The sequence below is a fragment of the Idiomarina seosinensis genome, from assembly GCF_003987275.1.
GTDB classification, from domain to species: Bacteria; Pseudomonadota; Gammaproteobacteria; order Enterobacterales; family Alteromonadaceae; genus Idiomarina; species Idiomarina seosinensis.
Genome location: NZ_PIQF01000003.1, coordinates 47,679 through 62,449, shown reverse-complemented (window position 1 = coordinate 62,449; position 14,771 = coordinate 47,679). Strand labels below are relative to the sequence as shown.

Annotated in this window: 14 protein-coding genes; 10 read left to right on the top strand and 4 right to left on the bottom strand. The window is 47.9% G+C overall.

Going from position 1 to position 14,771, the window contains the following annotated elements; translation table 11 throughout:
- The first annotated feature begins 1 nt into the window (after position 1).
- From CWI81_RS09455 to CWI81_RS09430, 6 genes are all read left to right on the top strand, one after another.
- On the top strand, positions 2-742 hold the full coding sequence (locus CWI81_RS09455; protein WP_126785082.1) for a 16S rRNA (uracil(1498)-N(3))-methyltransferase: 741 nt from the start codon (positions 2-4) through the stop codon (positions 740-742).
- Positions 743-766: 24 nt separating this feature from the next.
- A complete protein-coding gene (gshB, locus tag CWI81_RS09450) occupies positions 767-1,711 on the top strand; it encodes a glutathione synthase (RefSeq protein ID WP_126785081.1) in 945 nt (314 codons plus the stop codon).
- Positions 1,712-1,773: 62 nt separating this feature from the next.
- The gene (locus tag CWI81_RS09445; protein WP_126785080.1) at positions 1,774-2,331 is read left to right on the top strand and encodes a YqgE/AlgH family protein; all 558 of its coding nucleotides are present in this window, start codon (positions 1,774-1,776) and stop codon (positions 2,329-2,331) included.
- Positions 2,328-2,741, top strand: a complete 414-nt coding sequence (gene ruvX, locus CWI81_RS09440) for a Holliday junction resolvase RuvX (RefSeq protein ID WP_126785079.1) — start codon at positions 2,328-2,330, stop codon at positions 2,739-2,741. The genes CWI81_RS09445 and ruvX overlap by 4 nt, the downstream gene beginning before the upstream one ends.
- A 112-nt stretch (positions 2,742-2,853) precedes the next feature.
- On the top strand, positions 2,854-3,144 hold the full coding sequence (locus CWI81_RS09435; RefSeq protein WP_126785078.1) for a hypothetical protein: 291 nt from the start codon (positions 2,854-2,856) through the stop codon (positions 3,142-3,144).
- 6 nt (positions 3,145-3,150) lie between these two features.
- Entirely contained in the window at positions 3,151-4,128 is a 978-nt protein-coding gene (locus CWI81_RS09430; protein ID WP_126785077.1) for a hypothetical protein, read from the top strand.
- A 1-nt stretch (position 4,129) separates the two neighbouring features.
- Here the strand turns inward: CWI81_RS09430 and CWI81_RS09425 are convergent, their stop codons facing one another.
- A complete protein-coding gene (locus CWI81_RS09425; RefSeq protein WP_126785076.1) occupies positions 4,130-5,533 on the bottom strand; it encodes a PhoH family protein in 1,404 nt (467 codons plus the stop codon).
- 134 nt (positions 5,534-5,667) lie between these two features.
- Here CWI81_RS09425 and rapA point away from each other — a divergent pair, with 134 nt between their 5' ends.
- Genes rapA through CWI81_RS09410 form a run of 3 tightly spaced genes read left to right on the top strand, consistent with a single transcriptional unit; the run spans position 5,668 to position 9,822 of the window.
- Positions 5,668-8,325: an RNA polymerase-associated protein RapA gene (gene rapA, locus CWI81_RS09420; RefSeq protein ID WP_126785075.1), complete on the top strand. Its 2,658-nt coding sequence runs from the start codon at positions 5,668-5,670 to the stop codon at positions 8,323-8,325.
- The gene (locus tag CWI81_RS09415; protein WP_126785074.1) at positions 8,326-8,982 is read left to right on the top strand and encodes a pseudouridine synthase; all 657 of its coding nucleotides are present in this window, start codon (positions 8,326-8,328) and stop codon (positions 8,980-8,982) included. It abuts the gene before it with no gap.
- 39 nt (positions 8,983-9,021) lie between these two features.
- Positions 9,022-9,822: a DUF3530 family protein gene (locus CWI81_RS09410; protein ID WP_126785073.1), complete on the top strand. Its 801-nt coding sequence runs from the start codon at positions 9,022-9,024 to the stop codon at positions 9,820-9,822.
- Here the strand turns inward: CWI81_RS09410 and djlA are convergent.
- The 3 genes from djlA to CWI81_RS09395 are packed head-to-tail and all read right to left on the bottom strand — an operon-like array spanning position 9,819 to position 12,332.
- The gene (gene djlA / locus CWI81_RS09405; protein WP_126785072.1) at positions 9,819-10,655 is read right to left on the bottom strand and encodes a co-chaperone DjlA; all 837 of its coding nucleotides are present in this window, start codon (positions 10,653-10,655) and stop codon (positions 9,819-9,821) included. The genes CWI81_RS09410 and djlA overlap by 4 nt on opposite strands.
- The gene (gene murU, locus CWI81_RS09400; RefSeq protein WP_126785071.1) at positions 10,642-11,334 is read right to left on the bottom strand and encodes an N-acetylmuramate alpha-1-phosphate uridylyltransferase MurU; all 693 of its coding nucleotides are present in this window, start codon (positions 11,332-11,334) and stop codon (positions 10,642-10,644) included. Before murU ends, djlA begins: the two co-directional genes overlap by 14 nt.
- Positions 11,331-12,332 (bottom strand): aminoglycoside phosphotransferase family protein, encoded by a 1,002-nt coding sequence (locus tag CWI81_RS09395; protein ID WP_126785070.1) that lies wholly within the window; start codon positions 12,330-12,332, stop codon positions 11,331-11,333. Before CWI81_RS09395 ends, murU begins: the two co-directional genes overlap by 4 nt.
- 128 nt (positions 12,333-12,460) lie before the next feature.
- Here CWI81_RS09395 and CWI81_RS09390 point away from each other — a divergent pair, with 128 nt between their 5' ends.
- Entirely contained in the window at positions 12,461-14,761 is a 2,301-nt protein-coding gene (locus CWI81_RS09390) for an LPS-assembly protein LptD (RefSeq protein ID WP_338067608.1), read from the top strand.
- Positions 14,762-14,771: the final 10 nt, after the last annotated feature.

The window sequence follows — 14,771 nt, the reverse complement described above, 5'->3', positions numbered from 1 at the left end:
AATGAGAATTCCCAGAATTTTTCATCCTGAACCATTGTCGGTTGGAGCCGATGTTAACTTAACCGCCGATGCATTTCAGCACGTGGTAAAAGTTCTACGGATGTCGGCTGGTCAAGCGGTCTGCTTTTTTAACGGAGATGGCAATGACTATCCTGCGGAGCTTAATGAGGTAGAAAAGCGTAGTGCCCGCGCATTGGTTACCGGCTGCGTAGCGAATACGGCGGAATCTCCAACAAAGGTTCACCTGGGGCAGGTCATATCGCGCGGGGACCGCATGGACTTTGCGCTACAAAAGTCAGTGGAGCTGGGGGTTACCGAGATTACCCCTCTGTTCAGTGAGCGTTGCGGCGTGAAATTAAGCGGGGAGCGACTTCAGAAAAAACAGCAACAATGGCAAAAAGTTGTGATTTCTGCCTGTGAGCAGTGCGGCCGCAGTAGCGTACCAACCGTGCAGCCAGCGGTTAGTCTGGACGAGTTTGCGAAGCAATCATTTGATGGCCTTAAGCTGACGCTAGACCCAACAGCGCAAAAACCGCTAGCCGAATTGGCCAGCAATTATCAAGATTGTCGCGATATCCGTCTGGTGATAGGTCCAGAAGGTGGCTTTACCGAACATGAGGTAGCACTAGCCTCTGCCCAGGGCTTTAATCCAATGCGACTGGGGCCACGTATTTTGCGAACAGAAACTGCGGCACTAACCGCACTCAGTATCATACAATATCAACTCGGCGACTTAGCTTAGTGGACACGTTAAAAGGATAAATTTATGAAAACCCTTGCTATGGTGATGGACCCTATCGCCGCTGTAAAAACGGCTAAAGACACCAGTTTTAGGTTGCTGCTGGAAGCTCAGGCGCAAGGCTATCAGTGCTATTACATCGAAATGTCAGATTTGCTGATTGATAACGGGACCCCTTACGCGTTGACACGTACTGTGCAAGTAAAAGATCAAACCGAGGACTTTTATCAGTTGGGAGATGACGAGCGTATCCCGCTGGGCAATTTTGATGTCATCATGATGCGTAAAGACCCTCCCTTTGACAGCGAGTTTTTATACGCAACTCAGATACTTGAACTGGCCGAACGCGACGGCGCACTAGTGGTTAATAGTCCGCAAAGCTTACGCGACTGTAACGAAAAGCTTTACACCAGTTGGTTCCCCGAGTTCACGGCCGACACCGTTGTTAGCGCCAGTGCCAAGGTGCTTAAAGAGTTTCACCAGCGCCATGGTGAGGTCATCATGAAGCCTCTGGACGGCATGGGCGGCGCTTCAATTTTTAAAGTAGGCGCCAGCGGCGATAACCTTGGAGTAATCATAGAAACTCTGACCGAGAAAGGTCAACGCTATGCTATGGCACAAAAGTATTTACCGGAAATAAAAGATGGCGACAAACGCATTTTAATTATCGACGGCGAGCCAATGCCCTATGCTTTGGCACGCGTTCCCAGTGCCGGAGAAACTCGCGGTAACTTAGCCGCAGGCGGCAGCGGCAGGGCACAGCCTTTGTCCGACAGTGACTGGCAAATAGCACGAACTATTGGACCTGTATTGAAACGTCGTGGGCTAATGCTTGTCGGATTGGATGTCATTGGTGCTAATATCACAGAGATTAACGTGACCAGCCCCACTTGCATGCGTGAGATAGAGGCCGCGTATGACATTAATATTGCAGCGAAACTATTTTCGGCAATTGCTAAAAAACTAAATTAAACCTATTGAAAAAACGGCTGTCGCACCGATATAAAAAGTATCTGAGCGCTGAGGAGTATCCGATGGAAAGCTTACAAAATCATTTTTTAATTGCGACACCGACAATGAATGATCCGTTGTTTAAACGCAGTGTTACCTATATCTGTGAACATAATGACGAAGGCGCTATGGGCTTGATAGTTAACCAGCCTGCAAACTTAAACGTCACGACACTGCTGGATAAGCTTGAGATCATCTATCCGGAGGCATCGGATAACTTAACCGGACCGGTGTTCCAGGGAGGCCCGGTCGGACAGGAGCGAGGTTTTGTTATCCACCCGCCTCAGGAAAATTGGCGCAGTAGCTTAAAAATGAGCGACGACATTATGGTCACGACCTCACGCGATATATTAGAAGCACTAGGCTCCTCTGCTGCTCCCCTTAAGTTTATACTGACACTTGGTTATGCGGGCTGGGAAGCAGGCCAATTAGAGGAAGAACTGGCTGAGAATTCTTGGTTAGCAATACCTGCAGATGCCGATATCTTATTCAATACGCCGGTGTCAGAACGCTGGCAAAAAGCCACAGAAAAACTCGGGTTTGATGTTTGGCAATTAGGACCCGACGTAGGCCACGCATGACGGTAATTGGCTTTGATTTTGGCACCAAAAGCATCGGCGTGGCGGTCGGTCAGTCAATAACCGCTACAGCCTCGTCTTTAAATGCCTTAAAAGCTCGTGAAGGTATTCCTGACTGGCAACTGATTGAACAGCTCATCAAAGAGTGGCAACCGACCCAACTGGTGGTTGGGCTGCCATTAAATATGGACGGAACTGAACAACCACTCACACAGCGCGCGAAAAAATTCGGTAACCGCTTACATGGTCGGTTTGGCCTTCCTGTTATCTTTCAGGACGAGCGACTAACATCCACCGCCGCGCGCGAGCAGCTTTTTAATGACGGAGGCTTTCGTAACCTGGCCAAAGGTAAAGTGGATAGCCAGGCAGCGTTATTAATTGTTGAGGACTTTCTAAGTACCCAGGGCAATTAGCTCACAACGATCATTGATTGACGTGATATTGGTTAATCTTAAATAATTCGTTATAGTGTCGAAAGCTAACTTGCCGAATGGCTCATTCTCTACTCGTGATAGGAGTTAACTTGTGTTTGGTAACGAAGAACCATACACCTTAACGGGCAACACAATAATGCTTAAAGATGATAACAAGAAGCTGTTACTCATCACTAATGAGCGTTATAAAAACATTTTGGTAACCCGCATGGGCGTCGAGTTGTCTGATTGGGGTTCCGAGCGTCGCCCGGGCGTCAAAATAGTTTCATTGCAGGAACTCTTTAAACGGGACAAAACATACTTTTTCGTTCGTGCCGGTGGCGTCGAGTATCAAGTCGACTTAAAGTTTGAAGATAACCCCATTTCCGAAATGAAATTCTAAGGCTCTATGAACAAACGCCGACTGACTAACACCTTGTCCTGTATTGTTGGCGTTTGTATTTTAGTGTTTAGCTACTCGGCCTTTGCTCAGCAAACATCCTTTAACAAAACCAAGCAAGACGGCCAGTTAAGTTTTGGCTACCAGTGGCAAGATGCTAACGGTCAGCAACAACAGCTTAAGTTTTCAGTTGATAGTTCCGAGTTTCTGTCATCACTGGAGCGGTTCCGAAGTTATAATTTAGAGCGCGCTAATCGCGAACTCGCTCATCAGCTGAATCGTTATATTAAGCAACAGCAGTGGCGTGGGGTCGAAGTTCAATTATCGCCCCGGCAAAAAAACATTCGAATTCGTCTAAAAAATGCCCGCAGCCAACAGCAGCAACGCGACTTTGAAGGTCAGGCTGAACGTGTTCGTCATTATTACCAACAACAGTGGCAGCACTACTTAGATGCCAATAATTACCAATATATAAGCTTGCCTCCCGGGGAAACGGGTATCATCCCCGATGCCGTATCCATCGCCAAACAACAACAGTCGTTATTTAACTCGTTGATAACTGAAGTAGGCGAAACATTAAGAGATAATAGTCGGCAAAGCTACACCAACTTTGTTGGTCAATTCATCCAGTCAATCCCCTACGATAAACTCGAAGACGATATTAATAGCCGGGGCGATGGCTTTACCCCGCCTAACCAGCTGATTTATTACAACCGCGGCGACTGCGACAGTAAAAGTGCGCTCATGGCCGCCATTCTCAGACCTATTATCCCGCAAGCCAAGATGGCAATCGTCTATCTACCAGGCCATGCACTATTTGCCATAGCCATGAACGCCTCCGATGCTGATAAAACAATTACGGTGGATGGCTCAACTTTAGTGTTAATGGAAGTGGCTGGACCCACGCTGATGCCGGCAGGAGAGATTGCAGACAGCAGCGCGTTTTATATCGATAACGGACAATACACGGTAGTAGAAGTTAACTAGCTTACAAATGCTCTTCAGCAAATTGCGCCAGCGAACTTCTTACCACGCCATTTAAGTTTACGGTAGCACTGTCGGGGTAGTCCTTGAACCGCTCGACAATATAGGTTAATCCCGAGGTCACCGCCGTTAAGTAATAGCTGTCAATTTGCGCAAGGTTACCAGAGACCACCAGTTTGGTGTTCTCGCCACAGCGAGTGATCAATGTTTTTAACTGCGAAGCCGTTAAGTTCTGTGCTTCATCAAGCAATACCACAGCATTTTGAATACTCCGGCCACGCATAAAGTTTAATGATTTAAACTGAATATTGGCTTTTTTCATAATGTAGTTAAGACTTGATTCCATACTCTCGTCTTGTCGATGCAGTACTTCCAGCGAGTCGGTTATTGCGGCTAGCCAGGGCGCCATCTTCTCTTCTTCCGTGCCGGGAAGAAAACCAATAGATTCAGCAATCTCCGGGGTATTTCTGGTGACGATGATTTTCTCGTAAATTCCCTGCTCGACCACCATTTCTAAAGCTGCCGATAACGCTAATAAGGTTTTCCCGCTACCGGCTGGGCCGGTTAAAATAACCATATCCATGTGGGTATCCAGCAAAGCTTGCAGAGCCATGGCCTGATAAATGTTTTTAGGTCTGACCCCCCAGGCGTCATAGGCCATCATCCGTTCGTAACCCAAATCCTGCAGCGTGACGAATTGTTGATCATAGGCATCCACTCGAGCAGCAAAACTACCAGTTTCGTCAATAACGTATTCATTGAAGAAAACTTGTGGCAGTACCTCCCGAGGCACCGTGTGGTAGGCATCTCGGCCTTCCTGTTGCGTAGAAACTTCGCCGACCTGTTGCCAAAAATCACCTTCGAACTGATAAAAACCCTTGGTTAACAATCGGATATCGTCAATTAACTGGTCAGTGCGGTAATCATCAACATACTGCATGCCGGCGCCTTTCGCCTTCAGCCGCATATTAATGTCTTTAGTTACCAAAACTACCGCTGCCGGGCTGTGCTTTTTCTGAATTTCTAAAGCGGCCTGAATAATGCGGTGGTCGTTCTGTTGTAATGAGAGTACCGAGTCAGTTTGCTCCAGTTCATAGTCCGGGAAAATAGCTAAGCTGCCATTTGCCTGATGGTCGCCGTGCACTCGGGTTAGCGGTACGCCTGCTATAATTTGTTCAGGCGTTGCCTCCTTCAACACTTCCTCAAGCGAACGAATGGCGACCCGGGCTTCTCGGCTGACATCCTTACTGCGGTCTTTGATGTTATCGAGCTCTTCCAGCACGACCATTGGAATAATGACGTTATGTTCATCAAAGTTTAAGAAGGCAAGCGGGTCATGCAGAAGAATGTTGGTATCAAGAATGAAGAATTTACAAGGACTGGCGGATTCCGCAGTTTTTTGGGTCATAGCAGCACCTTTATCATTATTGTTTTTTTACAGCTTAGCCTAAAATTAATGACAGAGTGATGACATTGATTGTTTTTTTTGACGGTGGCAATTACCATTTGCGACCTTTAAGAGGTCAGTCGTAAGGATATAGCGTGAGCGAGTTTAATTTAGGGCAACGTTGGTTAAGCGAAACAGAAACCAGTTTGGGCTTAGGAATAATCACCCAGGTTGACGGGCGCCAGGTAACAGTGTTGTTTCCGAGCAATGAAGAAAGCCGCATCTATGCCAGCACTGATGCCCCACTAGCACGCCTACAATTAAGCGAGGGGCAGCAAGGGCAGCATGCCGACGACTGGTTTTTTACAGTAACCGAGGTTAAACAACAAAACGGCTTACTGATTTACTTTGGTCAACGTCATGATGATGATAGTGAAGTGATGGTGCCTGAATCTCAGCTGTCCCATCATATCGATATCAATCCGGCGTTAACCCGATTGGTAGCCGGCAATGCCGACCGCCATGACTTATATCTGCTACGTAATCAGGCTAGCGAGTTTTATAGTCGCTGGCAGCAAAGCCCCGTCGCTGGCTTATTAGGTGCGCGAGTCGGTTTGCTGCCACATCAATTATACGTTGCACAGACTGTTGCCGAACGTTACCACCCAAGAGTGCTGCTTGCCGATGAAGTTGGTTTAGGCAAGACCATCGAAGCCGGTATGATTTTGCAACGCCGTCTGTTAACCGGCCGCAACCAGCGAGTGTTAGTCGTTGTTCCTGAGAGCTTGCGTAATCAGTGGTTGGTAGAAATGAAACGACGTTTTGCGCTAAGCCTTAGTGTGTTCGACGAGGACCGCGTAGAACAAGCAGCAATGGATGGAGACAATCCTTTTCTATCTGAGCAGCGTGTGATTGTCAGTAACAGCTTTATCCAGCGAGGCGACTGGCAACAAGCGCTTGCGGAAGCTGAGTTCGACCTGCTAATCATCGATGAAGCACATCACATGCAGCCTGAATCTAAAGGTTACAGCAATATAGAGTCATTATGTAAAAACATTTCTGATGTATTATTGCTGACTGCGACGCCCGAACAGGAAGGTACAGAAGGACATTTCCAGCGGTTAAAACTACTCGACCCTGCTCGTTTTAATGATCTTGATAACTTTATCGAAGAACAAAACCACTACCAGCAGTTAGCAGAGCAAGCAGAACATTTAGAGGGTGAAGAGCTCGACAAACTTCTGGACCAGCACGGTACCGGACGCGTTATGTTTCGCAATCGACGCAAACATATCGGTGGTTTCCCTGCCCGTCACCTGCACACCCATGCACTGCCGGAGTATATTCCCGAAGCAGGTGAACCCTGGTGGCTTGAAGATCCGAGGGTTATTTGGTTAATGGACTTTTTAAAAGACACCAAGCCACAAAAGACCTTGCTGATATGTAAAACGGCCGAGCAGGTACTGGATTTGGCCGAAGCATTGCGCGTGCTATCTGGCATGCAAGCGGCGGTTTTCCACGAGCAAATGTCTTTACTGGAACGCGACCGTGCGGCGGAATTTTTCGCCTCTGAAGAAGACGGCAGCCCGATCTTAATGTGCTCTGAGATCGGCAGCGAGGGCCGTAACTTCCAATTTGTACAGCAACTAGTGATGTTCGACTTACCCACTAACCCCGATTTGCTGGAGCAACGGATTGGGCGTTTGGATCGCATCGGGCAACACGGCGATATCCACATTCATGTTCCCTATCTGGAGCATTCTGATGAGGCTCTATTAGTCGACTGGTATCACTATGGCATGAACGCATTTGAGCAATGTAATCCGGTAGGTCGGGCGCTCTACGAAGAGTTTCACCATGAGTTAGAGCAAGCGCTTGATTTTTCAGAGTCGCTCCCAGAAAAGTTACTTGAAGCGACGAAAAGCCGCCACCAACAGCTGCTGGCTGAAGTCGAGTCTGGTCGCGACCGCTTGCAGGAGTTAAACGCATGTCGTCCGCAACAAGCTGAGCAAATTATTCAGCATATCCAAACAGACTCGGACGGCGATAGTTTGTACGACTTTATGGAAGCGTTCTGGGATCGGTTTGGCGTAGATACCGAGGTGTTGGATGAGCACCGATTGTTTGTAAAGCCCAGCGAACACATGCGGGTACCAGCTATTCCGGGGCTTACCGACGAAGGCATGACCATTACGGTTGACCGTGATACGGCTCTTACCTACGAAGATATTGAATTCTTAAGCTGGGATCACCCCCACGTTCAGGCTGCAATAGAGCTGTTAACCACTGAAGATTTCGGCAGTGTTTGTGTGGCTAAACTACAGAATAAAGCTCTGCCGGCGGGCGCCTGGTTCCTGGAACTGGATTACGTTGCCGAGCTTGCCGCTCCGCCCGCTATCGCGGCTCAGGAGTTCTTCCCGCAACAACGGTTCCGCCAGTTATTCGATAGCCAGGGTCGGGACCTGAGCAGTAAAGTGCCACGCGATGCTTTGACCCAGCAAGCCAGCTTCTTAGACAAAAAGACGGCGCGCCAGATCGTGAAGCAACTGCGCAGCACTGCACAATCTTATATACAACAACATCAACCAGCGACTGAGCAGTGGCTTAAGAAAAGCATTGCGAAAGCGAAACAAGAGGCAACTGAGCAACTGCAGAAGCAAAAGCAACGACTCGTCGACTTACAACAGCAAAACCCGTCGGTTCGTGATGCTGAAATTGAGGCCGTCGAACGTCGGCTAGAACTGCTACTAAAAGCATTAGAACAGCCTAGCCTGTCGCTATATGCGATTCGTATTTTAGTGAATCAGCCGTAAATGGCGCTACTGAATTATCAGCCGCCAACAGAACCTTATCTCAGCTTTTTGTACCGGGACGAGCAGCTGTTGGTGGTGGATAAACCAAATGGATTACTTAGCGTGCCAGGTCGGGCTGCTGAACACTATGACTCGGTGTACAGCCGGGTAACACGAGTATTCCCGGATGCTAAGTTGGTGCACCGGTTAGATATGGCAACGTCAGGCATCATTCTATTTGCTCTGGGAAAAGCGGCACAAAGTCACCTGAGTCGTCAGTTTCAACAACGCCAACCCACTAAAATTTATCACGCTCATGTGTTCTCTTCGCTTCCGGCGTTGCAAGGTACTATCGACTTACCCTTAGCTTGCGACTGGCCTAACCGACCACGCCAGCAAGTTGATTTTCAGCGCGGCAAACAAAGCCAGACCTGTTACCGATTGTTACGTCAGGATGAACATTCAAGTTTGGTTGAATTAAAGCCGTACACGGGTCGCTCCCATCAACTGAGGGTTCACATGCAGGCGCTCGGCTGTCCGATCCTGGGTGATAAGTTTTATGCTCATTCAGCCGCCTTTGAAATGGCTCCACGACTTCTGTTGCATGCTCACCGCTTAGAAATAATGCACCCGCTATCTGAGCAATGGTTAACTTTTACCAGTCCCACTCCGTTTTAAAGCACTCAAGGTTACGGCTTAGCGACCGATAACCTCAGTATGAAAAAAAACTTGCTTATTACACTTTGCGCGCTGATGGCGGCGACTTGTTCAGTGGCAGTCGCCTCGCCGCAAGATGATTTACGGCGGTACCTCCCGCCGGAACAGATTAATTGGCTCGAGGCCGAGGGAGACGCGCGCTATTTGGCGCTCTACAAAGAGCCCATGGTAAACTTTGCTAGAGGTAGCATGGTTAGCATACCCGACTGGCGGCGCCACCCGTTACAGTCGCCATTGATCGCTCACACCTACCAGGTGGCTCCGGATTTAGGCTGGCATAGTTGGAGTTTATTACCGCCAGCGGAAGCGATAGAGCCGAATCGACTGCAACAGCCACAAGCAAGTTCTAACTATCCTAAACCGGTCGACACAAGTTATTTTGAACCACACATAAGCGCACTAGCGGATCGACTGACTCGGCTCAATACTGAGTTAGGAGAACAACCCGGATTCAATGTTTGGGTGGTCGAAGGTATGACCGCAGCACTGGCGGTTAAGTTACTGATTCAGCAGCCCGATTTAATGCCGGATGCGCTGGTTGTCATTGATATGTACCTACCACAGGTGCAGCTGAATAAAGGCGTTTCGCGGCAGCTCGCACAACTACAGCTACCCGTGCTGGATATTTATAGTCAAGGTGCTAACTCCTGGGTGCAAAATAGCAAGCAGCAACGCCACCAGTTTAGTCAAAAATATCAACAAATAAACTATCGTCAGCGCCAATTACTCGGCGCAGGGCAGCTGGCGCAGCAAGAGCTTGCCAGCACCCTCAAAGGCTGGTTAAAACATCAGGGGCTTTAACGCATACCGCGCTTGTTTTTGATAGTGTCATAAGCGGCCTGAATGTCTCTTGCACGCTCCTGCGCTTCTTTCATAACCTCTTCCGGCAAGCCCTTGGAGGCAAGTTTATCGGGATGATGCCGAGCCATTAATTTGCGATAGGCCTTTTTGATTTCTGCGTCCGACTGCTGCGCCTTTACGCCCAATATTTGGTAAGCGTCTTCTAACTCATCGGCACTGGTGGTCTTTTGTCGCTGTCCCTCATGTTGGTGTTGGTGTTGGCGTTGGTGAAAGCGGAATGCGGCTTTTTGCATCATCAGCCATTGATCAATCTGAAACCGCGTAAAGCCCAAACTTTTGCCAACGGTAACTAACACCTCGTGCTCTGATTTTTCCAGCACCCCATCGTTAAGCGCCATCGCCATTAGCTGTTCCATGAACAACTGCAGCACGTCGCGGTTACCGTAAAAAGCATCGCGGAAATCTTTCACGGTTTTTTCCAACGGGAATCCGGCTTGCTTGCCTTCGCGGAAGGCATCCTGAGCTTCACTTCGAGCATCACCAGCTAGACGCAGGCGATCCATTAACATGGTTGTTTGTTCGATGTCCTGCTTGGTCACCCGACCCTTAGCCTTAGCCAAGTGGCCCATAACGGCGAACAGGGTGTATAAAAAATTTGCGTCATCAACCGCTTTATCCGCACCAAACAAAAACTGGCCAAATCCCCCTTTACGAGTAAAGTCTTGCGCCATACCCCGGTCAAACCAATGACCGATAAGTGCACCAATAATCGCCCCGGGTATTCTTAAAAATAAATACCCTGCTAATGCGCCGATGACCTTACCCCAAACCATGTGAACCTCTCAATAACTGCTCTAATCTCTCTAGTCGCTGCGGTGTGCCAACATCTGTCCAATGACAATCCAATACCACACTGGCGGCAATTTTTTGTTCTGCAATCGCCGCTTCAAATAGCGGCCTCAATGCACGTTTTTCAACTTTCTTTTCAACAAACCATTGTGGTCTATATAACCCAATACCGGAATACGTGTAAGCTCGTTTTTGTTTGCTTTTCGGCGCCAACCGGCCGGCAACGACAGCAAAGTCTCCAGCAGTATTATGCTCTGGGTTTTCTACCATAATAAGATGAGCGAGTTGTTCGTTTTCTAGCCTTTTGGGTAGTCCTGCAAAATCTATGTCGGTCCAAATGTCACCGTTAATTACCCAAAATGGTTGTTCGCCCAGCATTGGTAAAGCGTTGATAATACCACCTGCGGTTTCCAGGCCCCCTTCTGGCTCTGGCGAATAATGAATCGTCAGACCCCAGCGAGAGCCATCTCCCAGCGTATTTTCTATTTGTTCACCAAGCCAGGCATGATTAATAACAACCTCTCTAATACCTTGCTGAGCGAGTTTCTGCAGGTGATACTCAATCAACGGAGTCCCATTAACCGTTAACAATGGCTTTGGTGTTTTATCCGTTAACGGACGCATACGTTGACCGCGGCCAGCGGCCAGAATCATCGCTTTCATTGCCGCTCCCAGGCCGGTACAACTTTATCCGTTAACCATTGATGATAACGCGCCAGTTCGGGATAGTTAGCACTTACCTTCATCAAGTAGTTCAAAGTGCGTGGAACGTCTCTTAAATACCCGGGTTTGTCGTCCCGATGAGCTAGTCGCGCAAAAATGCCAGCCGCTTTGGTGTGCCGTTGTAACCCCATCCAATCAAACCAATGCTGCCATTGCTCGCTAGAGACACTGGCTGCTAGCTGCTGGTTATCAATGAGTTGGGTGCGTAGCTCTTGCGCTAGCTCTGTCACCAATTCTGCCGACCATTCGATATAGCAATCTCTAAGCAATGAAACGGCGTCGTAGGTTATCGGTCCTGAAACCGCATCCTGAAAATCAATAATGCCTAATTCGTCGTTAGCCAACACCATTAGATTACGCGAGTGGTAATCTCTATGTACACCAACTTGCGGCTGTTGACGCGCATTCTCAATCATCTGCTGACAAAATTCAGTCCATATTTTGTCGTCGCTTGTATCCCAGTCCAGCCTTATATGCTCTTTCAGCAACCAGTCTTTAAATAACTCTAGTTCACGCTCTAACAATGCTTCATCATAATCTGGCAACGGACCAAGCTGAGTTTCTGTTACTGACATGACTTGAGGCAAAACCTGTAGCGCCCTCGAATAAAACTGACGCACATTACGCGGATGTAACTTGCTCAACAACAAAATATGTCCGAAATCCGATTGCAGCATAAATCCTTGCTGCTGATCGACGGCAATAATGGAAGGCACCTGAACACCAGCTTGTTGATAAGCATCAGCCACAGCAATAAACGGCGTCATATCTTCTTTATCCGGCGGACAGTCAACCGCTATTAAACTTTGTCGGCCATCTGACGCTCTAAAGTAGCGGCGGAAACTGGCATCTCCAGAAACGGCTTCAAGCTGCGCCTGGCGAACTCCGGTTTGCGCCTCACACCAAGCTTTTAAATCGAGTTCCCTTAGATCTTCCAACGTTGCCCCCTATACCGCGTCGATGCAAAACAAGCAGTGTATCAAATAGCGAAATCAAGAAAATTGCTATATCATAGCACTCGCGCTAAACAATCTTTAAAACATTATAAAATTTAACGGATTCGCCATTGCCTGTTCGCTACAAAACAACCGTTAAGTCTCTGTTAGGGCTAGCCTTCATTGCCCTGCCGGCGCACGCTGTGCAAACGGCAGAGATAGACACGAATCGGGTTTGCCAACCTGCTGCAGCCAACGCAACCGACTTTAGCTATCCTGAGTTTGAACAATCGCTGGCTCAGGACGAAGTTGCTGTTCGTTCACAGCAGGCTGAGATCTTTAATGATCAACGCGCTAACTTTTTTGGTGATGTTGTTATTCAGCGTAATTCACAATGGCTGATGACAGAGTCTGCCACTGTTGATCAGACAGAACAAACCATAGAGGCGAAAAATGGTGTTCGATTCACCGACGGTTTTATCAACGTTACGGGCGATTCATTTTATTTTGATGGTAATAGCGAAATTGCTGAGCTTCGGCAAACAAACTATCAGATGGCAAGCACCAATGCGCGTGGCACAGCAGGCTTATTGCAAGTGTCTAGTGAACATGTCAGCTTACTAGATTCTAGTTTTACCACATGCCCGACACCTAACCCAGCCTGGCAACTAACCGCCGAGCGGATCGAGATAAATGAAACCAGCGATTACGGTAAAGCCTGGGACGCAAAGCTTAGGTTATTCGATGTGCCTGTATTTTATCTGCCTTACTTTACATTTCCGGTGAACGACAGCAAAAAAACTGGTTTTTTATATCCAACCATCGACTCTTCGTCCAATAATGGCATTGAACTAGAGACTCCTTACTATTTTAATATCGCGCCGAATATGGACGCCACCATTGCTCCGGTTTATACCAGTGAACGCGGAACCATGTTGAAAACCGAATATCGTTACTTATTTCCTGAACATGCGGGGCAGGTGAATATCGAGTATTTGCCCAATGATCGAGCGAGAGAAGATCGTGCTGACCGTTATCTTTGGCACATTAATCACGCCACCCAGTTTAACCAAAACTGGAGTGCCTTTATTGACGCTACGCAAATTAGTGACGACAACTACCTAAATGATTTTGGCAGTGATTTTGCTGGTCGCGCCGATACTCATCTCTACCGGGTGGCGCAAATTGATTACTTATCATCCGGTTGGCACTTTCAGTTACGAAGCGAAGATTATGAATTATTGGGTCAATATCGCAGTCCGTACCGCACACTTCCGCAGCTAAGCCTTAATTACGAGACTGAGCCGGCCCAAGGCTTTAAACTTAACTGGAGTAATGAGTTAACTTATTTTCAAGATCAAGCTCGGTCCAGTAATTATGCCACTCGTGCACATACAGCACCGTCACTAAGTTACTCGTTCGAGCAACCAGCCTATGACGCTGAAGCTGAAATCACTTATCTACTCACGCACTACCTTCAGCAAAATGAAAATAGTCAATTTGCCGACGAGGTAACACGCGCGTTGCCGCGCGCCCGTCTTAGGGGCCGACTTCATCTGGAGCGCTTTTACCAGGCCAGCGGCGACTCATTCCGGCAGACACTGGAACCACAAGTCCAGTATCTTTATGTTCCCTATGAGAACCAGCAGTCAATCGGTATATACGACACCACCTTGATGCAGGACGATTATAATGGTTTATTCCGTCCACAACGTTTTTCTGGGCTGGATCGTATTGCCGAAGCTAACCAAATTACTTATGGTGCCAGCAGCAGTATTTTTGATGAAAAAGAGCGCGAACTATTGCGTATCAGTGTTGGTCAAATTTATTACTTTGACGAGAGCCGCACCACGTTGCTTAGTGAGCGCCTGAATGACCGCGCACAAATAACATCCAGTAACTCGGAATGGGTTGCCGACATCAACTGGGCGTTATCGCCGCAATGGAGTTTGCGCAGTTCGGTGCAGTACGACACGGAACTAAACAGGACTCGTAAGAGTCAGAGCGCGTTAGAGTACCGGCAAAGCGATAGAAAACTGGTGCAGTTTAATCATCGCAAAGCAACCAATATATTGAACACAGATATTGAGCAAGTAGGTACCCAAGCGGTTTGGGAACTCAACAAACAATGGCAAGTAGCAGCCAATGTTTATTATGACTTAAGCCATGACCGTGTTAATGATGCTGTGCTTGGGATGCAATACAGCAATTGTTGCTGGGCGGTACGGGTAAGTGCCTACCGCCGGATTAATCGCAACTTCGAGACAGCAAATAACTTTGCCATACAAAATAATTCAAACCCGACTGAATTTGACAATGGTGTCAGTTTACAGTTTATCATCAGCGGACTTTCCGCCGACAGCGGCAGTTTAATCGAGATGCTTGAAAGTAGTATCTACGGCTATCGCCGACCTTTTTATTTAAGTAACTAGTGGTAGGTAT

Bases quoted from the DNA above. Each gene is read 5' to 3' on its own strand.
- CWI81_RS09455 (WP_126785082.1), top strand. From the start codon at position 2: ATGAGAATTCCCAGAATTTTTCATCCTGAACCATTGTCGGTTGGAGCC.
- gshB (WP_126785081.1), top strand. From the start codon at position 767: ATGAAAACCCTTGCTATGGTGATGGACCCTATCGCCGCTGTAAAAACG.
- CWI81_RS09445 (WP_126785080.1), top strand. From the start codon at position 1,774: ATGGAAAGCTTACAAAATCATTTTTTAATTGCGACACCGACAATGAAT.
- ruvX (WP_126785079.1), top strand. From the start codon at position 2,328: ATGACGGTAATTGGCTTTGATTTTGGCACCAAAAGCATCGGCGTGGCG.
- CWI81_RS09430 (WP_126785077.1), top strand. From the start codon at position 3,151: ATGAACAAACGCCGACTGACTAACACCTTGTCCTGTATTGTTGGCGTT.
- CWI81_RS09425 (WP_126785076.1), bottom strand. From the start codon at position 5,533: ATGACCCAAAAAACTGCGGAATCCGCCAGTCCTTGTAAATTCTTCATT.
- CWI81_RS09415 (WP_126785074.1), top strand. From the start codon at position 8,326: ATGGCGCTACTGAATTATCAGCCGCCAACAGAACCTTATCTCAGCTTT.
- CWI81_RS09410 (WP_126785073.1), top strand. From the start codon at position 9,022: ATGAAAAAAAACTTGCTTATTACACTTTGCGCGCTGATGGCGGCGACT.
- djlA (WP_126785072.1), bottom strand. From the start codon at position 10,655: ATGGTTTGGGGTAAGGTCATCGGCGCATTAGCAGGGTATTTATTTTTA.
- murU (WP_126785071.1), bottom strand. From the start codon at position 11,334: ATGAAAGCGATGATTCTGGCCGCTGGCCGCGGTCAACGTATGCGTCCG.